The 22,691-nt window shown below is 47.3% G+C and carries 23 protein-coding genes; 6 read left to right on the plus strand and 17 right to left on the minus strand.

All coding sequences use genetic code 11. The features are described 5' to 3' along the window. Window positions 1–75 precede the first annotated feature (75 nt). The 3 genes from rlmH to BC351_RS24165 all read right to left on the minus strand — a co-directional run bounded on the left by rlmH (window position 76) and on the right by BC351_RS24165 (window position 2,358). Window positions 76–555 (minus strand): 23S rRNA (pseudouridine(1915)-N(3))-methyltransferase RlmH, encoded by a 480-nt coding sequence (rlmH, locus tag BC351_RS24155; RefSeq protein ID WP_079415778.1) that lies wholly within the window; start codon window positions 553–555, stop codon window positions 76–78. A gap of 291 nt (window positions 556–846) precedes the next feature. After that, on the minus strand, window positions 847–1,014 hold the full coding sequence (locus BC351_RS24160; RefSeq protein WP_079415780.1) for a CxxH/CxxC protein: 168 nt from the start codon (window positions 1,012–1,014) through the stop codon (window positions 847–849). A gap of 120 nt (window positions 1,015–1,134) precedes the next feature. Beyond that, entirely contained in the window at window positions 1,135–2,358 is a 1,224-nt protein-coding gene (locus BC351_RS24165) for a S1C family serine protease (protein ID WP_079415782.1), read from the minus strand. A gap of 191 nt (window positions 2,359–2,549) precedes the next feature. On the opposite strand from BC351_RS24165, the gene BC351_RS24170 reads away from it, so the two are divergent. After that, window positions 2,550–2,759 carry a hypothetical protein gene (locus BC351_RS24170; protein WP_079415784.1) on the plus strand — a complete coding sequence of 70 codons (210 nt, stop codon included), beginning with the start codon at window positions 2,550–2,552 and terminating at the stop codon, window positions 2,757–2,759. Here BC351_RS24170 and BC351_RS24175 read toward each other — a convergent pair. From BC351_RS24175 to BC351_RS24200, 6 genes are all read right to left on the minus strand, one after another. Then, a complete protein-coding gene (locus BC351_RS24175) occupies window positions 2,728–3,528 on the minus strand; it encodes an MBL fold metallo-hydrolase (protein ID WP_079415787.1) in 801 nt (266 codons plus the stop codon). The two genes, BC351_RS24170 and BC351_RS24175, sit on opposite strands and share 32 nt — an antisense overlap. Window positions 3,529–3,588: 60 nt before the next feature. After that, entirely contained in the window at window positions 3,589–4,440 is an 852-nt protein-coding gene (yycI, locus tag BC351_RS24180; protein ID WP_244209160.1) for a two-component system regulatory protein YycI, read from the minus strand. A gap of 17 nt (window positions 4,441–4,457) precedes the next feature. After that, window positions 4,458–5,747, minus strand: a complete 1,290-nt coding sequence (locus BC351_RS24185) for a YycH family regulatory protein (protein WP_079415789.1) — start codon at window positions 5,745–5,747, stop codon at window positions 4,458–4,460. Further along, window positions 5,744–7,576, minus strand: coding sequence for a cell wall metabolism sensor histidine kinase WalK (walK, locus tag BC351_RS24190; RefSeq protein ID WP_079415791.1), 1,833 nt, complete (start codon window positions 7,574–7,576; stop codon window positions 5,744–5,746). The genes BC351_RS24185 and walK overlap by 4 nt, the downstream gene beginning before the upstream one ends. A 2-nt stretch (window positions 7,577–7,578) precedes the next feature. Continuing rightward, window positions 7,579–8,298 carry a response regulator YycF gene (gene yycF, locus BC351_RS24195; protein ID WP_029196128.1) on the minus strand — a complete coding sequence of 240 codons (720 nt, stop codon included), beginning with the start codon at window positions 8,296–8,298 and terminating at the stop codon, window positions 7,579–7,581. 150 nt (window positions 8,299–8,448) lie between these two features. After that, complete coding sequence (locus BC351_RS24200) at window positions 8,449–9,993, minus strand: M23 family metallopeptidase (RefSeq protein WP_079415793.1); 1,545 nt, start codon at window positions 9,991–9,993, stop codon at window positions 8,449–8,451. Window positions 9,994–10,262: 269 nt separating this feature from the next. Here BC351_RS24200 and BC351_RS24205 point away from each other — a divergent pair, with 269 nt between their 5' ends. After that, a complete protein-coding gene (locus tag BC351_RS24205; RefSeq protein ID WP_079415795.1) occupies window positions 10,263–10,526 on the plus strand; it encodes a hypothetical protein in 264 nt (87 codons plus the stop codon). Window positions 10,527–10,567: 41 nt separating this feature from the next. Here the strand turns inward: BC351_RS24205 and BC351_RS24210 are convergent, their stop codons facing one another. The 8 genes from BC351_RS24210 to BC351_RS24245 all read right to left on the minus strand — a co-directional run bounded on the left by BC351_RS24210 (window position 10,568) and on the right by BC351_RS24245 (window position 18,955). Beyond that, on the minus strand, window positions 10,568–11,188 hold the full coding sequence (locus tag BC351_RS24210) for a hypothetical protein (protein ID WP_079415797.1): 621 nt from the start codon (window positions 11,186–11,188) through the stop codon (window positions 10,568–10,570). Between the two features lie 161 nt (window positions 11,189–11,349). Continuing rightward, a complete protein-coding gene (locus BC351_RS24215; RefSeq protein WP_079415799.1) occupies window positions 11,350–12,636 on the minus strand; it encodes an adenylosuccinate synthase in 1,287 nt (428 codons plus the stop codon). 650 nt (window positions 12,637–13,286) lie between these two features. Continuing rightward, the gene (dnaB, locus tag BC351_RS24220; RefSeq protein WP_079415801.1) at window positions 13,287–14,651 is read right to left on the minus strand and encodes a replicative DNA helicase; all 1,365 of its coding nucleotides are present in this window, start codon (window positions 14,649–14,651) and stop codon (window positions 13,287–13,289) included. A 190-nt stretch (window positions 14,652–14,841) separates the two neighbouring features. After that, entirely contained in the window at window positions 14,842–15,291 is a 450-nt protein-coding gene (rplI, locus tag BC351_RS24225) for a 50S ribosomal protein L9 (protein WP_079415803.1), read from the minus strand. Then, on the minus strand, window positions 15,288–17,249 hold the full coding sequence (locus tag BC351_RS24230) for a DHH family phosphoesterase (protein ID WP_079415805.1): 1,962 nt from the start codon (window positions 17,247–17,249) through the stop codon (window positions 15,288–15,290). The genes rplI and BC351_RS24230 overlap by 4 nt, the downstream gene beginning before the upstream one ends. A gap of 19 nt (window positions 17,250–17,268) precedes the next feature. Continuing rightward, window positions 17,269–18,183, minus strand: a complete 915-nt coding sequence (locus BC351_RS24235; RefSeq protein ID WP_144028508.1) for a DUF2232 domain-containing protein — start codon at window positions 18,181–18,183, stop codon at window positions 17,269–17,271. Window positions 18,184–18,189: 6 nt separating this feature from the next. Continuing rightward, a complete protein-coding gene (locus BC351_RS24240; protein ID WP_079415807.1) occupies window positions 18,190–18,501 on the minus strand; it encodes a MazG-like family protein in 312 nt (103 codons plus the stop codon). Window positions 18,502–18,574: 73 nt separating this feature from the next. Continuing rightward, the gene (locus BC351_RS24245) at window positions 18,575–18,955 is read right to left on the minus strand and encodes a cupin domain-containing protein (protein ID WP_244209161.1); all 381 of its coding nucleotides are present in this window, start codon (window positions 18,953–18,955) and stop codon (window positions 18,575–18,577) included. Window positions 18,956–19,179: 224 nt separating this feature from the next. On the opposite strand from BC351_RS24245, the gene BC351_RS24250 reads away from it, so the two are divergent. The 4 genes from BC351_RS24250 (at window position 19,180) to BC351_RS24265 (ending at window position 22,592) form a co-directional block, all read left to right on the plus strand. Further along, window positions 19,180–19,890: a response regulator transcription factor gene (locus tag BC351_RS24250; RefSeq protein WP_144028514.1), complete on the plus strand. Its 711-nt coding sequence runs from the start codon at window positions 19,180–19,182 to the stop codon at window positions 19,888–19,890. Between the two features lies 1 nt (window position 19,891). Then, on the plus strand, window positions 19,892–20,827 hold the full coding sequence (locus BC351_RS24255; protein WP_079415811.1) for a HAMP domain-containing histidine kinase: 936 nt from the start codon (window positions 19,892–19,894) through the stop codon (window positions 20,825–20,827). Window positions 20,828–20,983: 156 nt separating this feature from the next. After that, window positions 20,984–21,907, plus strand: coding sequence for an ABC transporter ATP-binding protein (locus BC351_RS24260; protein ID WP_079415813.1), 924 nt, complete (start codon window positions 20,984–20,986; stop codon window positions 21,905–21,907). Further along, a complete protein-coding gene (locus BC351_RS24265) occupies window positions 21,900–22,592 on the plus strand; it encodes an ABC transporter permease (RefSeq protein ID WP_079415815.1) in 693 nt (230 codons plus the stop codon). Before BC351_RS24260 ends, BC351_RS24265 begins: the two co-directional genes overlap by 8 nt. Window positions 22,593–22,691 lie beyond the last annotated feature (99 nt).

Consider the following 22,691-nt stretch of genomic DNA (forward strand, 5'->3'; position numbering starts at 1 on the left):
TCACGAATCAATATTCAGACATATATCATTACCTTGTTTTCCGCGCCAATTAAGGGTTTCACCAAAAATTCGTCGTTATTTATGGTACGGTTCCCCCCGATTTATCCGCATCGCGCGATAAATCTGCTCCACCAGCACCAGCCTCATCAGCTGGTGCGGCAGCGTCATGCGGCCAAAAGACAGCCGCATATCCGCACGGCGCAGCAGCTCGCCAGATAGCCCCAGCGAGCCGCCGATCACGAAGGCCACCTGGCTCCGCCCGTAGGTGGCCAACTTGTCGAGCGAGCCTGCCAGCTGCTCGCTCGACCACATCTCGCCGTCGATGGCTAGCGCCACGACGTACACATCCGGGGCGAGCTTGGCCAACAGCCGCTCGCCCTCCTTAGCCCGTACCTGCTGCTCCTCCGCAGGGCTCATGTTCTCCGGTGCCTTCTCATCCGGCACCTCTATCATCTGCACCTTGGCATACGGCCCAAGGCGCTTCACATACTCCGCTATCCCATCCACAAGATAGCGTTCCTTCAATTTCCCAACCGTTAAGATCTGTATATGCATAACCGATGTTCTCCCCTCAATGACTCCATTGGATATCGTACATTCAAATCGATCATAATCCTCTTTTTTGCTCGGAGCAGTGGAATTTATCCAATCAATTGCTCCAAATCTGCAACTTTCAAACCGTTTCATCAAATTTCACTGCATATTTTCCAATGAACCTGTCCCAAATCATTCGTCTAACAAGATTCCATTGGACTAGCTCCAATGAAATCACTGCCCCCAACAGCTTAGGCCTAATCCCGCCCCAATCACCCAAAACAAAACAAAAAAGGAAGGCTTCCGCCCTCCTCAAACAACTAGAAATCGCGCTAACTCCTTGCAATGCTCGCAATGCGTTGGTGGCTCCCAATTCGCGAAGTGGGTCTTCGCCAAATCCACGATATCTGGGGCTTCCTCATACTCATCAACAAATTCATCTATTGCGATTTCTACGTGATCTTTACAAACAACATACATGCAAGTACCTCTCATCCGCCATGAATCTTTATCTTTTACTCTTTACTATTTGCTTTTTACTCTTTACGCTTCACTTTGCACTCGTTACGCTCTTCCCTCATCCTTCACACGCCACTCAAATCACTTATCCGCAGCTTCCACCAAGGTAACCACCGCATTAAGCTTCTTCCCGCCGCGGTAATACACCACGTTCACTTTATCGCCAATCTTCTTCTCGTTATATAAATATTTCCGAAGCGCGATCGTACTGTCGATCTTGCGATCATCCAGCTGTACGATAACGTCCTGCGCTTTGAGACCCGCTTCCTTGGCAGGGCCGGATACCTCGAAGACGATAACTCCAGTTTTCACATCAGCAGGCAGCTTTAATACATCCGTTCCTTTAAAAGCCTGCAATTCTTGTGTCGACACACCCATGAGTGGTCTTTTGACTTTATGATCCGTAATCAAGCTCTCCAGGATCGGCTTCACGCTATTAATCGGAATCGCAAAACCTAGCCCTTCCACACCCATATCGGAGATTTTCATCGAATTGATGCCAACCACTTTGCCCTCGATGTTGACCAGTGGTCCGCCGCTGTTTCCTTGGTTAATGGCCGCATCCGTTTGGATGACATCCATTTCCCAGTCGTAGTCCGTGCCTTCCCGCGAGAGTGAAACCGGTATTGTCCGCTTCGGTGATGAGATAATGCCCTGTGTCACAGTCGGGGAGAAACCAAGTCCCAGCGGGTTGCCCACGGCAATCGCCATTTCGCCTGCACGCAGCGATTCGGAGTCGCCAAACTCAGCGAGAACTTTGATATCTTTGCCGTCTGCTTCAAGAACAGCCAGGTCGGTAATCTTATCCCGCCCAATCAAAGTCGCTTTCCGATGCTCCCCTTGGAAGTTGACGATTTCGAATTGGTTCCCGTTCTCCACTACATGGCTGTTGGTGACGATGCGGACTTTATCGCCAGATTTCGCGAACATGACGCCAGACCCGATGCCAATCCCGGTCTCTTGCCCTTTATCATCCCTTTTGGCTGAGATGACACTAACGACCGCAGGCTTAATTTTCTCCGTTGCTGCTACAACAGAGTCGTTAACGTTCATTGGACGCGTTTCTGCTTTGGTCGCAGCGGCTGATACGGCTGCCGTTTCGGCATGTGTTCCGCTTTTGCTTAAGCCGCCTACTAAGCCAACTAGCAGCAGCATCGCCAGTGCCCCGCCTACCCCTGCGATCAAGGCGACATTTCGCCTACGAACGGTGAAGCCCGTGAATGCTCCCGACCCTTTAGGACGCCATGGTGTCTCTCGCTGTCTGGACCTTTTCGTGGAATAAAAATCATCATCAAACAAACTCATCTCGGGTCCCTCCTCGCTAACGGGTTCAGCCGTTCCACACTCGCATTGGTTGTATATCAACTTTGTTTTTTTCAAAAAATTAGGAATGTTTCATTCATTTCTTGCCTACAATAATAGTAAACCAAATCTCTTAACGAATTACTAGAGTTTACTAGAACTTTAAATCAGAAATATAAAGGAGACTGACCCTTATGAATCGTATTCCTTCCCATTTTGACGAAATCAATATGATCGGTAAACTTGCTGACCTCAAGGAAAGCCACTATCACCAGTCCCTTGTTCTTTCATCGCTCATTCAAACCTTGATAGATAAAGGCATCATCACCACGCAGGAGCTTCAGCTGAAGTCTCAAGAAATCGACGCAGCGCTTACTCCGAATCCAGCACATCCCATTTCGTAGATCGGTCAAAATACGTATCCATCAGCCGCAATTGTTTGGACTCCGGGGCACGCTCTTGTACTATGTTATTCACCGTTAGCCTGGCCAAATCCATTAAATTATGGTCACGGCTTAAATGCGCCATATAGACCGACTTTGTTTTGTTGGTCATCACATCGCAGAGCGCTTCCCCAGCGGCTTCATTGGATAAATGACCTTTGTCTCCGAGAATACGACGCTTAATGCTCCATGGATAATGTCCTACACGCAGCATGTCCACATCATGATTCGTTTCCAGCACCATCGCGTCTGAATCCGTGATCTTCTCTTTCACCTTTTCACTCATGTAGCCCAAATCCGTCACAACGCTTAGCTTCTGCTCCCCTTCGTACAAGCAGTACCCCACCGGCTCCGCCGCATCATGGGATATTCCGAAGGACTCTACCCGCAATGTGCCGAATTCCTCCACACCACCGGTTTCCATAACTCTTTTATTGCCTTCTGCAATGACACCGATCTGCCGGTCTAACTCTTCCCATGTCTTCTCATTCGCATAAATAGGCAAGTCATATTTTCGGGCAAAAGCGCCTAACCCTTTAATATGATCGGAGTGTTCGTGCGTAACAAGGATCGCATCTATGCTGCTTGCCGCGAGCTCGCGTTCCTTCATTAACAGCTCCATCTTCTTGGCGCTAAAGCCCACATCGATCAGTACCTTGGTCTCCCCATTGTCGACCACCGTTGCATTGCCCGTCGATCCGCTCGACAGCACTGTAAATCTCATTCCCATCTTCCCTGCTCCTCTATGCCTGCCATTCATCTTGCTTGTCATCCTGGCCTTCATGCTGTGTTATTTCTTATCTTTGCTCTTATCATCAGGCTTGGCCGTACTTGGGGCCTTCTCACCCTCAGGCTGCGTACCAAAAGGCGCCAGTTCAGAGCCTTTCTGCGGAGACTCCACAGCTCCATTGAATGCTTGCACATAATAAACATCTCTAATATCTCCGTTATCGATCGTAATCCGCCAATGCGGAAACATCGGTTGCGTTTGTGAGTTATAGGGCTGTCCGTGATACCCTAGTCGAACCTCCGTAATAATGGAGCCTTCGCTCAAATAATTGTCCACTAAGCTGCGCACCGCTAACTGCGCGGGAATCAGCTTCGTCTCGGTTTGCTCTACACCTGATTCTACTTCAACGTACGCTTGACGGTAACTGGTAATTTCTCCATTTTTCTCATTAAGCTCCACTTTCACATCGAAGAGCGGGAGCTTGTCATACAACTGCGTGAACACATATTTCCTTTGCCCATCTTTGCTCAGCGTAGAATCTAGTTGATAGAGACTGAAATTAGGAATCTCCGATTGGGCTTGTACTTCTTTACTCGCGCCTTTACCTAGCAGATTGCTCATGTTAATCGGTGTTTTCAATGGTTTCTCTTCACCTGGTTTAATACTATCGTCATATTTCACCGTAATGACCTTCATCTTCACGATATCCGTTGGCAGCTCATCCATTAACCGAATGTTCTTATTGCGGAGTGCCCGATTCAGCTCCTCTACCGTACCCGACGTGTCCAATGAAACTTCCGTCTGATTGGAACGATTGGTGGACCACAATTGGAAACCAAGAATCATATTCAACAGCAGAAAAGAACATATCAAAATCGTTTTGGCCCGGCTCCAATTCATGATCTCACCCATCTTCCATCCATCTCTATTTATTCAATAAAATCGTAAGTACCATCACGCAGCTCCAACGCCCATGAGGGAGAGAGCGTAAGCGTCTTATCCGAAACAACAGGACGGTACGCTGGGAAAATCGCTACAATACTCGCACGGCGCTGATAATATTGCAGTCTTTCTTCCAAGGCATCTCCGGATATCAACTCGGCATCGCGCCGCTGAGCAGATTTGAGATCAGGTACGACCATCGACCGTTCGAAGCCGGATATAATCCCTTTTTGCACCTGCATCTTCATCGTTCCGAAGCCTTCCAGCTGTGCAGTCAGAATCGGCAAGGATTCATAATATTGTCGGAATACAAAAGTCTGATTGTTGAACAACTGTTTTTCTGGCGTATGCGCGACCAAATATTTGCCATCCCAGCCAATATGCTGATTAATAAATTTAATGCCTGCCAGCAAATTCTCCAAGACTTCACTCTTGCTTTCCACTGGTGCCACGGGATCGGAATACGTAATCCACTTGAGATCTCGATTGAGCTGGAAACCTCGCTTGCTGTCTGTATATATCTCAGAACCATCGCGCTCTTTGAGATAACGGGTTATCCCCGGATCAACGAAAAAGCTTTGTTTCAACTGGTCCGCCGTCAGCAAGCTGTACGTAAATACATAGCTCGGCAGGCGCAAGGGTTTAAGCGGAAGGTAGTAATCTCCACCATTTGTTGTTTTGTATAAATTCGTTACATCTCCGAAAGCAGCGAAATTCTCCACGTCTTTACTCGTAAAATCGGCCCCAATCACTTCATAGCCAACCCCCGGAGAATCCGTGAAAAAGAACGCCCGCACATCTTCATTCGTTCCTTTGGAGTAAATCCAAATACGTGTCACTTTATCATTATCAGGCGGAAGCTCGCCTTCAATTCGCAGCAGCTGCTGAAGAACAGTGAAAGGAATGCCATCATGGAACCGAATTTCCACTCCCTGCTGCTTCGAGCGAATATCTTCCCAATTGACATTGACCAGGTACATGGAAGTTTTGCGAAAGCCTTTGAAGCTCCGCTGTTTGATATTGTCTAACAATCTCGTGTAGTAATAGTTGCTCGGGTATAAAACAGAGTGCTGCTGATTCCCCATATGTACAATGATCTGATCAGGAAAAAGCATATCCTGCAGCTCCGCCTGCTTGCCCAGCGTCTCGGTTTGAATATAATTGCTTTGCTGAATCGGCTCAATCTTCGGTGGATTGTAAGAAGCGAGCAAAAAGCTTTGATACAAGCTGGACCCAATTAGGACAACAAGAAAGATCGATTTTAAACTTTCAATCATAGCTCATCCTCCTCTTCTTGCTGAATCGGCAGCGTGAATACAACACGGGTTCCATGACCCAATTCGGATTCCAAATGGATGGAGCCGCCGTGCGCTTTTACTATTTCCCGGGCAATAGACAATCCTAGCCCTGTACCGCCCATGTTGCGGGAACGTGCTTTATCTACGCGATAAAACCGCTCGAAAATCCGGGACAAGTCCTTCTTCGGAATACCGATGCCATTATCCTGAACCGTAATCTCCAGCATATCTTTCTCGAGCTTCTTCGCTTCTAGGCGAATAGCTCCTTCATCACCGGTATATTTGATTGCATTGGATACCAAGTTATCGAGTACTTGATCAATTTTATCCCGATCCAGCCTTAAACTGGTTACGCCGGGCTCCACTTGGATAACGATATTAATCTTGCGCTGCTGCAGCTGAAAAGAGAACCGGTCCGCAACCTCTTCCAACATCTCACTCACAAATGTCGTCGATTTGCTCATCATCGATTGCTTCGAATCAAGCCGTGACAGATGCAGCAGATCCGTCACCAAGCGGATCATCCGCTCTGTCTCGCTGCGTGTCACGCTGATGAAGCGCGAGGCGAGCTGCGGCTCTTCGATCGCGCCGTCATCCAGCGCCTCCAGGTAGCTCTTGATCGTCGTCAGCGGCGTTCGCAGCTCATGCGACACGTTCGCCACGAACTCGCGTCTGGCCTGCTCCAGCTTCTCCTGATCCGTGACATCCTGAAGCACCGCAATAATCCCATTCTGTCCTTCGCCACGGCGATGAATCGGTGTGAAGATAATACGCACGGACAGCTGGTCGTCCTCATCCGGCAGCTCAATATCCAGGAGCGTCGTGTTGACCTGTCCCTGAATGAAACCTCGAATGGCCTCCATCGGAATGCCCAGCACCTCCGAAATGTCCAAGCCGAGCGTCATCTCTTCTTCCGTTTGCAGAATTTGCTTCGCCCTGCGATTAAGCACGATGATTTGACCGCGATCATCCGTCGCAATAATGCCGTCATTCATATTCGTCAAGATCGATGCCAGCTTCTCCTTCTCCTCTTCATTCAAGGTGAGCGCTTCTTTGAGCCGATTCATCATGAAATTGAAGGTATGGCCCAGCTGCCCGATCTCATCGGTCCCTTGAATAATGAGCTGCTGATCAAATTTCCCCTCGGCAACTGCCGTTGCTTGCTTGGTAATTTCTTTGATGGGGTTCGTAATGGTGCTGGTGAGCAGCACCCCCAGAATCGCCGTAAGCCCCAGAGCAATCAACGTACCAGAGATGAGAATCCGATTAATCGAGCGGATCGTCTTATAGACATCTTCCATCGAAGCGATGATGTAAACGGCTCCCAAAACACGCACACCACTGCCTACGGGCTTCGCAATGATAACCTTCCGATAACCGTCTTCGTCCGTGAAGATCCGCTGGTTATCCTTAATGCCCTGCAAGGCCCGGATGACTTCCGGCTGTGTGTTTTTCTGCTTCAAATGATTCGGAACCGACGTGCTGATGACATTCCCGTTCGCATCGATAATTTGAATTTCTGCATTATTGATCGAAAATAAATTGCTGACGAATTCGTTCAAATCCGCGTACGTCTTCTTACCTTCGGCCGCATTTTTGCTGTCTTGGTCGCCGGTAAGGTAGGAACCCACGAAACCGGCGAGCAGCGTCACCTGACTGTTGCGCGAAGCCAGAAAGTCATTCTTGAAATACGTCTCCACCGTCTTATAGAAATACACGCCGATTAGCTGCATCGCAATTAGGATGAGCAGGACATAGATAATAATCAGCTTCGCTTGAATCGATTGAAAAAAGCGGATGCCCTTCATCCTTAGAAGCCTCCGGCCTTAGGACTGCGCATCAAATAGCCAAGCCCTCGGCGCGTCATAATGTATTCCGGACGGCTTGGGTCCGTCTCCAGTTTCTCGCGCAGCCGCCGGATCGTCACATCGACGGTTCGTACGTCGCCGAAATATTCGAAGCCCCACACCGCTTGCAGCAGGTGCTCACGCGTCATGACTTTGCCCGAATTTTTGGCCAAATATTGAATCAACTCGAACTCCCGATGTGTCAAATCGAGCGGCGTGCCATCCTTATACACCATGTACATGTCGTTATCGATGAAAAGCGCATGAATCCGCATGCCGTTGCGCTGCGTATCCGACTCGCTCGGAGCCGACTGTGCTTTGGTCTGCCTGCGCAAATGCGCCTTCACGCGAGCGAGCAGCTCTCGTGTCCCGAATGGCTTGGTCACATAGTCGTCTGCGCCCATCTCCAGTCCAAGCACCTTATCCAGTTCTGTATCTTTAGCTGTCAGCATAATGATAGGTGTATTCAGCTTGGAGCGGACCTCTCGGCACACATCCATGCCATCCTTCACAGGCAGCATAAGATCCAGCAGAATCAGATCCGGCTGCTCCGAGAATGCCAGCTCCACCGCACTTCCACCATCATAGGCACAGATCACCTGATAGCCCTCTTTTTCCAAATTAAACTTCAAAATATCTGCAATCGGTTGTTCGTCATCCACCACAAGAATTTTGCCAAACAAACCTACCACCGCCTACTCAAGGATCATTCCTCTTTGCTTTCGCTGTCCCAAGGGACGAGCGTGCATACTTCCCTATATTTTATCATATATTCAACTAAAAAGAGACAAGGCCCACCGAGTTGTTCGGTTTGACCTTGCCTCTATGTAAACTTAGCGATTTAGATACTTAAGTGGGTTCTCCAAACTGCCGTTCTTATGAATTTCCAAATGTAAATGGACGCCTGTGGAATCGCCCGTGCTTCCCATGATACCGATTTTGTCACCCTTCTCAACGATGGTGCCTTCGGTCGTTGTAACCTTGCTCATATGACCATATAACGTCTCGTAGCCATTCAAATGATTAATAATAACATAATTGCCGTAATCGGATTTGTAGCCGGTTTCGATCACTTTGCCATTATCGGCAGCCATGATGTTCTTATTGCCAGTAATATCAATTCCTTTGTGAAGCTTGCCCCAACGTACGCCAAACGTACTCGAAATACTAGGAGAAACGACAGGCCATGCGAACTTGCCAGTGCCTTCGCCTTTGACGACTTTGGTTCCCTTTTTCACTTTGGCTGTGACGGGTTTGTCGATAATCTCTTCATCCACAAGCTTTTCTTCGGTCAATAAACCATCGACCTTCGTCACTTGAATCGTAACCTTCTTCAGCCCGTTCTTGCCTGGCGAAATCGGTTCTACGACCCCGACGCGCTGCGAATCATCTTTCACATACTCCGTATCGTATTGAATCTCTTGATTCTTCACAATACGTTCTGTCGTTTTAACGGAAAGCGGCGGCTTCAACACCGTAACATCGAGCTGATTGCCGATTTTGAGCTTATCATCCTGAATCCCAGGATTTTTATCATAAATAAATTGCTTCGTGATCCCTAATTTCTTAGCAATACAAGAAACGCAGTCGCCTTCAACTACCGTGTATTTGGCTGGCTGAACATCACCCGTTTGGAGTTTCTTGACGACATCCTCGGGTTTAGCCAGTTCCTTCGGATCAATCTCTACGTCGACCTGATCCACCTGCTGAACAAACTCAACCTTCTCAAGTTCCGAAGGTGCAGTTGCAATATCATCGCCCATACTCGCCGATAGCGCAGCAACCTTAGCGCTTTCCTTGCCTTTGGGCGCGAAAGGAGCGCTTACCTGATCCAGAACCTGATTAACGGTCTGTTGATCTTTCAAAATAGCAATCGTCTTCCCGTCTATCTTCAACGCCACCCCGACCGGTTGAGGTATCAGCAGTTGATTAAGAGACGCCAAAAGGGCTGCATCGTCCGACTTGGCATTGTAAGCCCTTTCAGGGCTGTAGGTGATCCCATCTGTTTTGAGAACAACGTGTACTTCTGGAAAATCGTTCTGAACTTCTTGTGGTCTTTGCTGCTTATAGTCATCGATAATTTTATTATCACTTACAATACCTATTTCTTTGCCATCCAGCATGACATGATAAACATTATTCATGCCAGCTTCCACGTATTGATGTCCGGTAAATGTAATTACCCCTGTGAGAGCGATTGCGCTGACTCCCAGTACTAGAGACCATTTATGTCGTTTCATTACCGTTAGCGTCGTTGTTGTCGTTGTTTCTTCCAGCTGCTTGTCTGATACTGATTCATTTCCGGTCAAGCTTTCTCGCTTAGGTGTGAATCTCTTGATGAGATCCTTCACAAAGCGCATACCCCTGAAACCTGTCATGATCTTCTCCCTTTGAACGGTTTTGCATCCACAGATACATAAATAAACCTTGATTAGACATAATATCCATAAAGGATGTCTTCCTTTTGTTAAATTTAACACACTTTCTCTGCCTATTTCAACAAAATACTCGATATCCATGTGATAGATTCGTGTCCACCACCAAAAGAAGACGCTAAAGAGTCACTTTTTTGTCCGCATTGCCAATTGATTTTTGCTTCTGCTGCTAAATTTGACGAATATGCTTGAAAATTAGAAAGGGGCTATGGATGATGGAAATCAATCTAGAAGCGAGATTTTTCGACAGATTTAATATGGAAAAAACGGCCGAAATTCTTCGATCACAAGGTGTGCTCGATATTCGATTTACAACCGAGAACGAATCCACACCCCCTTATTCTACGGACAGTTACGTTCAATCCATGGATCATGATGCGGCTGAACCCATCTACTCCCTTAGGGTGAGTGTTGAGAAATCCCGCTACCGCCAAGCAGAGGATACGATTATCAAATACGGTGGACAGCTCCATTAGCTTTCACCGATTCTTCGGATGCCTCCCGAGCTTTAACTGGTTTAATACTTGCCCAGAATATCGTTTAACTGCTTCAGCTCGTTCTCAGTTAAATACTTTTTGAGCGTTTCGTTGATCTGATCCAGCTCACTCGCAGTAATCCCATCCTCCAGCATAACGGATAGATGCTGAACTTCACTTTGCGGCAGCTTGGCAACGACAAGCGAGAATAATTTCATCTTATCTTCGCTGGATAATGCCTCCTTCTTTTTGGCAAAATCCTCGGTCGACATGACGATATCTTTCTTCTGTTCATGGCTCTCGCTTTGTACCCGTCCCATTACGGGCAGGGCATCATCCTTCGCTGGGGAAGGCAAGGCGCCAACTTCCTTGTTCGGCTGACTTCCAGACGGGCTGGGACTAGGAGCAGGCTTCGCGTTCGCGGATGTTTCGACTGGAGCAGCTTGCTTCCCTCCGTCTCTACGCATAACTATATTCAGCTCGCCTCCCAATCTTGCAGCAAATTCACTAAATTGAATCTTTTTACCCAAAGCTGGGATCTGATATTGTCGAAATATATCCTCCACGTACATATTCACAACATACCATGTCGTAAACATCGTAATTGATGTAATAAGGACGGTGCTAATGACGATTTTGCTCAACCACGCTAATAATTTCATGTCTTCATATCACTCCTGGCGCATAATCATGTTCCTCCTTCCCAGTATTGACGAAATCATCTCCATTAAATCCCTTTGGACAAAAAAGAAATCCTCTAAGCTGCGCAAACAGCCTAGAGGATTTTGTTTATAAAGCGAAATGACTCGCTTCCATGTTTATTTTATGCGTAGATAGGACGAACCAAGTTTGTTTGCTCACGATTACGGCCTACCGAGAAGATCGCAATCGGAATGCCTGTAAGCTGGGATACGCGCTCTACGTAATGTCTAGCGTTCTCTGGCAGATCGCTTAGCGTACGTGCTTCAGATACGTCTTCTGTCCAACCTGGAAGCTCTTCGTACACCGCTTCGCACTCGGAGATAGCTTTCAAGCTAGCTGGGTAGTGCTCAATCAATTCACCGCGGTACATGTAGCCTGTGCAAATTTTGACGGTTTCAAGGCCTGTAAGCACGTCGATGGAGTTCAAGGAAAGACCCGTGATCCCGCTAACACGTCTTGCGTGACGGACAACAACACTGTCGAACCAGCCTACGCGGCGCGGACGTCCTGTTACTGTGCCGTACTCAAAACCTTTTTCACGAATCCAAGCACCGATTTCATTGTCCAGCTCCGTAGGGAACGGTCCGTCGCCAACACGTGTTGTGTAAGCTTTGGCTACGCCAATGATGTTGTGAATCTTCGTTGGGCCTACGCCGGAACCAATACAAACGCCGCCAGCCGTTGGGTTCGAGGAAGTTACATACGGGTATGTACCTTGGTCGATGTCCAACATAACGCCTTGTGCGCCTTCGAAAAGCACTCTGCGGCCTTGATCGATATATTCATTAAGAATAACGGACGTATCCTTCACATAAGGACGAAGGACCTCAGCGAATGCCAAATATTCTTTGAGGATAGGCTCTACATCAAGACCTGTGGAACCGTACACTTGCTCGATCAGTACATTTTTCTCAGCCACAATACGTCTAAGCTTCAATTCAAACTCTTCCGCATCCATCAAATCCGCGATACGAATGCCGTTGCGAGCTGCTTTATCCATATAACAAGGTCCGATCCCTTTGCGGGTCGTGCCAATTTTGCTATCACCTTTGCGATCCTCTTCCAAACCATCCAGCAGCAAATGATACGGCATAATGACATGCGCGCGGTCACTGATGTTCAGATTCGTCGTTGTAAAGCCATTATCATGAATGTAATTAATTTCTTCAATAAGTGCAGCTGGGTTGATAACCATTCCATTCCCAATTACACACGCTTTATCTTTGTAAAAAATACCGGAAGGAATCATTGTTAGCTTATATTTCTTTCCGCTAATAATAATCGTATGGCCTGCATTGTTACCACCTTGGTAACGAGCAACAACCTCAGCAGATTCCGCTAAGAAATCCGTGATTTTCCCTTTTCCTTCATCTCCCCATTGCGTACCGACAACAACAACCGTTGACATATGCACTTACCTCCGTACGGTGACGAGTCACCCATAATGAGCCTTGATGGCTGTAATTCCACAGAGAAAAGTTGGACCTCATTAAAGCGCTAAAGCATTCAGCGTCCATCATACTTCCCTCTGGCGATGCAAATCCCTTTACACACCGCTCGCGCGGGTCACAGGCTTACTCACCGAAGGAACACCAGGTCTCTTCGGCAGTGATCTGCAGGAAGTGGACCTACCTTTCGGCATGAAAAACGACCTTACTTCGAATTTGCCCTGCAACATATACAGGCATTCGACAAGGTTTTTTTCACCGTCTCTAGTGTAGCAGTCCCCCATAGCAAAGTCAATGAAAAACGAACAATTCCACATGTGCTTGTATAATCGTTCGGAAATTGCACACACTATTACATTCCACCTTCAGATCTGCAAGCAAAACGTGAAAACTTGAGGGGCAATCGTGTTAACTCCGCGCTTTTGCTGTATTAACCCGTATGTTCTTTTTCAGCGACCACTTTGGAGGATCTACACTTCCTCCCCTGTAAGGTTGTTTTTCGGCCTTACGGAGGTCACCTCCAGCTTTCCGCCCACCTGAAAGGCTGTTTTTCAGCCTTTCAGCATCCACTCGTACAGAATCTGCACTTTTCTGCCAAAAAAAACAGCCGTCAATACTGACCGGCTGCTGCTTCTTGATGACTTCGATCCATATTCACGAATTTATTGAATTGCTTCAAGAAAGCCAACTCCACGGTGCCTACCGGACCGTTCCGCTGCTTGGCAATAATAATTTCGATAATGTTCTTCTTCTCGGATTCTTTATCATAGTAATCGTCACGGTAAAGGAACGCGACGATATCGGCATCTTGCTCGATGGAGCCCGATTCCCGAAGGTCAGACATCATCGGACGCTTGTCCTGCCGCTGCTCAACACCCCGGCTCAGCTGCGAGAGCGCGATGACCGGAACGTTGAGCTCACGCGCAATTTGCTTCAGCGTACGGGAGATCTCAGAGACCTCCTGCTGACGGTTGTCGCCTTTGCCGCGGCCGGCAATCAGCTGCAGGTAGTCGATGAGGATCATGCCGAGCCCCTTCTCCTGCTGCAGACGACGGCACTTGGCGCGGATGTCCGCGACCGTGATCGACGGTGAATCGTCAATGTAGATGTTGGCCTCAGACAAAGCGCCGATCGCCATCGTCAGCTTCTCCCAGTCGTCGCCCTCGAGGTAACCCGTCCGCATGCGGTTGGCATCGACATTCGCCTCGGCGCAAATCATACGCTGTACAAGCTGCGCCGCGCCCATCTCGAGGGAGAAGATGGCGACGGTTTCCTTCGCTCGGACGCCAACGTTCTGCGCCACATTCAGCGCGAACGCGGTTTTCCCTACCGAAGGACGCGCCGCCAAGATAACAAGGTCAGAACGCTGGAAGCCGGACGTCATCTTATCGAGGTCAATGAACCCCGAAGGGATCCCCGTTGAGCCGCCCTTATTCGAGTAGAGCTGTTCAACCTTCTCGAATACTTCCATGAGCACGTCGCGAATGACCACGAAGCCGCTCGAGCTGCGGCGCTGTGAAATCTCGAGGATCTTCGATTCAGCCTCGCTCAGCATGGAACCTACATCGTCTTCATTGGCATAGCCGTTGGAGACGATCTGTGTCGCTGTGCGAATCAAGCGGCGAAGCATCGATTTCTCCTCGACGATCGCCGCATAGTAATCGATGTTGGCTGCTGTCGGCACTGCATTGGCCAGCTCCGACAAATACGTTACGCCGCCGATCTCTTCAAGCTGCTGCTTGTTCTGAAGCAGCGATGTCAGTGTAATCAGGTCGACAGGCTCCTGATCTTCCGCAAGCTCGACAATCGCTTCGAAGATCCGCTGATGCGTCCCCCGATAGAAATCATCGCTGGATATCCGCTCCATAGCCGTAATCAGCGCATCGCCATTAATCAAAATAGCACCAAGCACCGCCTGCTCGGCTTCTATATTTTGAGGGGGTACACGATCCATAAACATATTATCTCCGCTCATGCTGTTATACCCGCCTTTCTTTTCGTAGTTAGTTATCTCGTATTTTGGGATCATTTTAATAAAATAGAAGCCCCCAGAGACTCTTATCCGGACAGAAACCTGCCAAATAAGTGATAGACTCACAAATAAGAGCTGCTAGGGACTTCTATTCAGTTCATTCTTTATTGACGATTGCTTGAATCTGATTGTGTTACTTCTCTTCCGTCACTTGTACATTCAAGCTGGCTGTAACATCACTATGCAGCTTCACAGGAACTTTGGTCACACCAAGAGTACGAATAGGATCTTCCAAAACAATTTTACGTTTATCGATCACAATTTTATATTGTTTTTCCAGAACCTCAGCAATTTGCTTACTTGGAATCGCCCCGAACAATCGTCCGCCTTCACCCGCTTTGGCCTTGATTTGAACGGTCATTTCTCCCAGCTTCTCGCCTAGTGCCTGTGCGTCCGCTTTCTCTTGATCCTTGCGGCGTTGTTCAGCTTTCTTCTGGTTATCGAGCACCTTCACAGTTCCTGTTGTCGCTGGAGCAGCAAGCCCCTGGGCAATCAGGAAATTCTGAGCGTAGCCCTCAGATACTTCTTTCACTTCACCTTTTTTACCTTGGCCTTTCACGTCTTTCAATAAGATTACTTTCATTCGAAAAGTCCCTCCTCTTCCTGAATATCCTCTAATACTTTCTTCAATCGGCTCGTTGCTTCCTCCAAAGTGCCATCCAGCTGAGTAGCCGCATTCGTCAAATGCCCGCCGCCACCCAGCCGCTCCATAACAACTTGGACATTCATCTGCCCTAAAGATCGAGCGCTAATGCCAATCAAGCCGTCATGCCGCTCCGCGATGACAAAGGAAGCCATAATATTCGTCATATTCAACAATGTATCAGCAACTTGCGCAATCATCAACTGAGAATATTTATGGTTTGACGATGCAACGGCCAGTGCGATATGTTCGTGAATCGTTTCCGTGTGCTTAATCACTTCCGCTCGCTCGATATACGAATCGAGATCTTCCTTGAGCAGACGCTGAATAAGCGCGGAATCAGCCCCATTTCGGCGTAAATAAGAGGCCGCTTCGAAGGTTCTGGCTCCAGTACGGAGGCTGAAGCTCTTCGTGTCTACCACAATGCCGGCAAGCAGCGTCGTGGCCTCCAACACTTCCAATGCAAGCTTCTCATTGATGTATTGGAGCAGCTCCGTCACGAGTTCGCATGTAGACGACGCGTAAGGCTCCATATAGACGAGTGTAGCATCATGGATGAACTCCTCACTGCGACGATGGTGATCGACCACCACGACCCTGTGGGTCTGTTGCAGCAGCTTAGGCTCGGCTACCATAGATGCCTTATGGGTATCTACGACAACTGCCAAAGAGCGCTGGGTCGTAATCTGCATCGCTTGTTCCGGTGTGATGAACCAACGATGCAGCCTCTCGTCCGCGGCGATCGTTTCCATCACCTTTTGAATCGACGGATTGACGCCTTCCAGTACGATATAACCTTCTTTGCCTATTACCTGTACTGCCTTCAAAACACCGACAGAAGCTCCGATACAGTCCATATCCGGAAACCGGTGACCCATAATGATCACCTTGTCACTATCTTTCATCAAATCACGTAACGCATGGGAGATCACTCTTGCCCTTACCCGCGTTCGCTTCTCGACCGCATTCGTTCTGCCGCCATAAAAGGACAATCGCTGTCCAGCCTTGACGGTAACCTGATCACCACCGCGGCCCAAGGACATATCCAGACCCATTTGAGCCATTTGGCCAAGCTCCATAAGCTGTTCAGTCCCTGAGGCGATTCCGATACTTAACGTCATCGGCAGCTTGTTCTCAATGGTCAGGTCCCGAACATCATCCAGGATTTCGAATCGTGTTTGCTCTAGTAGGCGCAAAGCTTTCTGGTCCAGCAGGATGAGGAACCGATCTGATGAGGTTCGGCGCAAATAAATTTGGTGCTTTTGAGCCCATTCCGTAATCTCACCGGTCACCTTCGCCAGCATGATGCTGCGCGTCTGATCATCCAGCCCTTGCGTCGATTCCTCTAAGTTATCCATCATCACGATACCGATGACCGTTTTTTCATCTTCATACTTCTTGGCCAAATTCGCTTGCTCCGTAATTTCACGGAAATAAAGCAGCCGCTCCTCGGGCTTAATCCATACTTGATAAATGAATTTTCCGATCGATATCTCGAGCTTATCGGTTTTATCCTTTTTGCTTTTCAGATCAGGCAAATAATCGTACAAGGGCTCACCGATGACCGAATCCTTCTCCAGCATTTTCGCGACAAAAGGGTTATGCCATTCAATGCGTTTCTCTTCATTATATAAAATAATTCCGATGGGAAGGCCGCTCATCACTTCATTGCCGGCTTTTTTCACCCGATGTGTAATTGTCCCGACATAAGTGTTCAGCTCTCTACGAAAAGCCGTCTCTGCTTGCAGCGTAAAATAGGCCATGACCCCGCAGACCATGAAGGCTGTAAGACCCAACCACCATTTGAACATATAGATTGTCGCTGTCATCACAATGAGCAAAACGAAAATCCACACGATATGTTGACCGTGCCATCGCTTTAAAAGGAACTTCGGCATTCGAAACTAGCTCCTAATCCTATAAATTTTTCTTAAACCGTTCACGGATTGGAAACGCAACATCAAATACCCCTAATAAGCTGTATACGATAAAAAGAGGAGGCATAAAACAGACCAAAATTATCGCTGCAATCGGTAAAATAGGCTTCCATTTGTTCGCATGAGCAACGAAAAATAGAAAACAAATCGCTTGAATGGTAAAAGCCAGCATAAGCAGCGGCATCGCATTCATCAGCAGCGTGGGAATGAATGAGTTTGAATTGGGGTTCGTGAATAAATCCAAAACAAACACAATCAAATAGAGCCAAACGAGCGATTTCTGCAGCATCCACTCCCGCATAGGGCGCAGTCCGGGAATACCTTCCCCTGTTTTGTTAAGCAGCCAACGGCTGATGCCGTGAGTTACAAAAGTGTAGAACAGGGCAACGAAAATCAAGTACAGCGGAATCACTTGGACAATGAAATTCACATACCAGTTTTGATCCTTCGGCAGCACGTCTTGAATACCTGCAGGCATGCTCGCAATGCTGTCTATCATGAAGCTTTTGAACTTCGCAACCGGATCGAACCCAAGTGAATACCCAATCATGAGAGTGATCAATGATTCTGCCAGAAACGTAATGATTCCTGCCGTCAACACGGACCTCGCGGCTGCTTTGCGTTTATATAAGTTACCCATAACCAGAACCGGCGGCAAGAAGAACAAGGAAACCGATATCAACGAAATCCCATGCCATTGGGTTAATAAATAAACCACAAGCAAGCTCACCACATAACTGACCACGAAACGCTTGGTGCTTGATTTAACGTACAGCATTAATACAGGAATGATAAGAAAACTAAATGTGAAAATAATAAAAGGCGTCATTAAAGATAGCAATGAAACAATAGTCACTGCGCTCCAGATAATGCTTTGCCAATTTCGATTCCCCAACCGGGCTCACCTCTTACGTAAATGTTCTTCGAGCGATGAAATGTCGCCGTACCAATCCTCAAGTTGATGGCCCTCTTGGCGGTGCTTCTTCATTTTCTCTACAATGGCTTCGTCCAAATTGCGATACGATATGCCCAGTCTCTTCCCTAGGATGTACCCGCTTGAAATTAAACTGGCTAATCCATCGACAATTTTCACCTGGCTGCCTTCCCATATGCCTTTGAGTAGATGTGCTGCATGATCTACGAGTTCTGTCTTGAGCCATTCAATGACTTTGGCCCGTCTGGCTAGGTCAACATCCTTTTCCCTATTCAGCAACCGTCATCTCTCCTCACCCAACAAAGACTATGGTGTCAATTATACCACAAATAAGCATAAGAAAAGAAAGCCTCTACAGAGCGGTTCTGTCGCCTAACGTAGATGGGGTTGAGATCACCAGAAATTCGACATCCTGCGAGGAATCATTCCGAATTTGATGTGGAATACCTGGGAGAATTGTACATCCTTCCTGCGGCTTCAAGGTGATTACCGAACCATCAACCCACATCACGGCTTCTCCACTCAAAATAAAGAAAAACTGCTTCGCATGCTGATGCACATGCTTAATTTCACTCGTACCCGCGGGCATTCGCTCTTGGATAATCGTTCTATCCGCATCCCGCTCCAAGTACCAACCGTCGCAGCTATCGCCCCAGATGTAATGCTCCGCTTGTTCTTTATGAATTTTTCCCATATAGCTGGATTTCCTTCCCACTTTTGGCATACTTGTCATAAACATATCCTCTTTTGGAGATCTATGATTAACAAAAATGGTATCAATCATGCCAAGTTGTTGTCTATAGTTACAGATGTAGTCGTCAATTGCAAGACTTATTCTATACTTACAGGTATTTCAGGCGTCTCAATTTAGGATGATCGGATTATAAAGAGACGGTACTTTTTTTGTTATACTAATGAAATGAAAAATCATAGCAAGCGAAGAGAGGATTGTTCATTATAAATCATTCGATATTCATTATGGAAGATGATCAAGCTATTGTAGAAATGGTTGAGACTTATTTAACGAAAGAAGGATATGCGGTGACCGTTGCTGGGGATGGCGACGAGGGACTTCGGAAGTTCGAGCAGGCGCAGGGGCGATTTGATCTGTTACTCGTCGATCTTATGATGCCCAAGATAGATGGAATGGAAGTCATCCGCCGTATTCGGGCTTACAGTCATGTGCCGATCTTGATTATGTCCGCGAAGGACAGCGACATCGACAAGGCGTTAGGCCTCGGATTCGGTGCGGACGACTACATTGAGAAACCTTTCTCGATGATCGAATTGTCTGCGAGACTGAAGGCGATCATCCGGCGGGCGACGCAATACGCGAGCGTTGAAACGAAGGTTGCGCCGAAGCATAATATCCTGAACATGGGCGATTTACGGATCGATTTCGATAATTTCGCCGTCCTCAAGCACGAGGAGCCGATAAAATTGACATCCAAAGAGTTCGAGATTCTGCGACTATTCGCAGCGAATCCCAATCGCGTCTTTACGAAAGCGCAAATTTACGCGAAGGTATGGAACGATGACTATCACGGCGACGAGAACGTCATTAATGTTCATATGAGCAGGCTGCGGGACAAGATAGAAGATAACCCGTCAGAGCCGCGATACATTAAGACGCTATGGGGCATTGGCTACAAGTGGGAAGGTCGCTAAGATGACGCTCATTCTATTGATGATGATCGCGATTCTTATCTGTTTAGTCATGTATCAGGCTATTAATCGCGTGAGCAACCGGAAGCAATTGCATCGGTTGCGATCAGAGATCGCACGCATATCATCCCTCGCTACCCAAGAGAAGTTATTGCTGATGACGAACGACCGGGAGTTCAAAGCGCTGCTGATGGAGATCAACCGGCTCTTGGAGGCGCAGCATCAGATGTACTCTGACTATGCCAAAATGGAAATATCGATGAAAAAGATGGTATCGAATATTTCGCACGATCTGAAGACCCCCTTGACTGTCGTACTGGGTTATATTGAGATGCTCCATCTCGATCCGGCGATGCATGCAGAGGAGCGAGAACGTTTGCTGGGCAAAGTGTATGTCAAAACCCAAGAGACGTTGGTGCTCATTCATGATTTCTTTGATTTGGCTAAGCTGGAGTCCGGGGATCAAGATATGCCGATGACCCGAATTCTCATGAATGAACGTTGCCGCACGACGATTCTGGCTTATTACGACATTCTTGCGGAGCAAGGTTACTTCGTCCATATCGAGATCCCGGATCATCCGATTTATGGCTTCGGTAATGATGACGCGCTGCACCGCGTGCTGAACAATCTGATCTCGAACAGCATTCAATATGGCAATCACGGCAAGCAACTCGGTTTGACGCTCCGGGAAGATGAATCTTCTGTCTATGTGGATATATGGGACCGGGGAAAGGGCATTGATGCGATGCATATCGATCATGTGTTTGAACGGATGTATACGCTGGAAGATTCGCGGAATAAGTTCTATCAAGGCAGCGGACTGGGTCTTACCATTACAAAGCGGTTGGTGGAGAGTATGGGCGGGTCCATCCACCTCCACAGCAAGCCTTATGAGTTAACCGTGTTTACCGTTCAATTGAAAAAAGTACAATACTAGCTCATGAATTGAGGAGGTGTTAACTCAATTCATGAGTTTTTTCATGAGCAACATCGCACATAGAGTCTGCTTAAGAAATTCGTAAGAGTGAAGTAAGAAAAAAGAAAATTACGTCCTGTAAGATATAGTTATGAGAGAGCGAGAGGAGAAAAGAGTATGGAGCATATAGTACGAACGAATCGATTGACCAAGGCTTTTCAAGGGCAGGAAGTCGTCTCGAATGTCAATATGAATATGAAGAAAGGCGAAATCTACGGATTCTTGGGTCCCAACGGCTCAGGAAAAACGACAGTGATGAAGATGATTACGAATCTCATCAAGCCGACGAGTGGGGAGATCGAGATATTTGGAGAGAAGCTAATGCCGAATTCCTATCATCTTCTGGGACGCATGGGAACAATTATTGAATACCCGGTGTTCTATGATAAGCTGACAGCCCGCGAGAATCTGGAACTGCATTGCGATTATATGGGGTACTACAACAAGACGGCGATTGATGAAGCGCTGGAACTTGTGAATCTGCTCGATACGGGCAAGAAGAAAGTAAAGACCTTCTCGCTCGGGATGAAACAACGCCTAGGGATCGCCCGCGCTATTACGACCAAACCGGAGCTGCTTATTTTCGACGAACCGATCAATGGACTCGATCCGCTAGGGATCAAAGAGTTACGAGACGTATTCCGCATGTTGTGCAAGGAATATGGCACGACGCTATTGATCTCCAGCCACATTCTAGGCGAGATCGAGCAAATTGCGGATACAATTGGCGTCATTCAAGGCGGACGGTTACTGCGAGAGATTGCGATGGACGAAATTCGCGGCGAGACGACGAATTACATCGAGATCATGACGACGGATTGCAGCCGAGCTGCTTATGTCTTAACAGATAAACTTCAATTGAACAATATCCGAGTCATCGACAATCAATTCATACGAATCTATGACCAGCATATGGCACAAAGTGAAATTACTAAAACCTTGATCATGAATGAAGTGGTTATTGATTCGATTCATAAACGAAGCGGCTCGTTAGAGGATTACTTTTTGCAAGTGTTGAATGGAGGTGGCGTACATGCTTAATTTGATGAAGTTGGAGCTAAGAAAATTTAAGATCATGGGGTATATTCGCAGCGCTGTGATCGCTAATCTAATCATTTTCGGATTCATGATGTTGATTAGCTATACACCAAAGATGTACGGCATAAGCGTTTTTGAAGATTATAGCAGAGTGTTTTCTATGATAGATGTATTTGTGAGAGGGACATTTATTATTTTCGCAGCCGTCTTGCTGGGGCGATTCGTCATCGATGAGTTCAATCATAAGACGATTACCGTCTTGTTCATGTACCCGATCAAACGTCATAAAATCATTGCGGCTAAGCTTATGGTCGTGATCGCGTTCACCTTTCTATGTATGGTGGCTTCCATGATTATTTTGAGTACGTTGTATTTTGTCATCAACTCATTCACACATTTCGTATCGGGTGAACTGACGCTGACGCTCGTGTTGCAGCACGCTGCGAAATTAGGCTTCCATGCGCTGGCGGCAAGCTTCATGGCGCTGATTCCGCTCTACTTCGGGATGCGCAAATATTCTATTCCGACTACCATTGTATCCTCCGTCATCATCGTATTCCTGACCTGCTCGGACAGTGGCGGATCCAACTTGAATGTCATTATTATCGTTCCAATTCTGCTAGCCTCGATTGGCATAGCGGTCGGATATATGGCGATTCGCAAAATTGATCAAATCGATATTCGTTAACTTGGGAGAGTATATTTGATATTTGTACGCGATTCCAAAGATTATTCCTAATAACTGATTAATCAACACATCTTAATGCAGAAGAAAGGAAGATACACA

The organism is Paenibacillus ferrarius (genome assembly GCF_002027705.1).
GTDB lineage: Bacteria > Bacillota > Bacilli > Paenibacillales > NBRC-103111 > Paenibacillus_E > Paenibacillus_E ferrarius.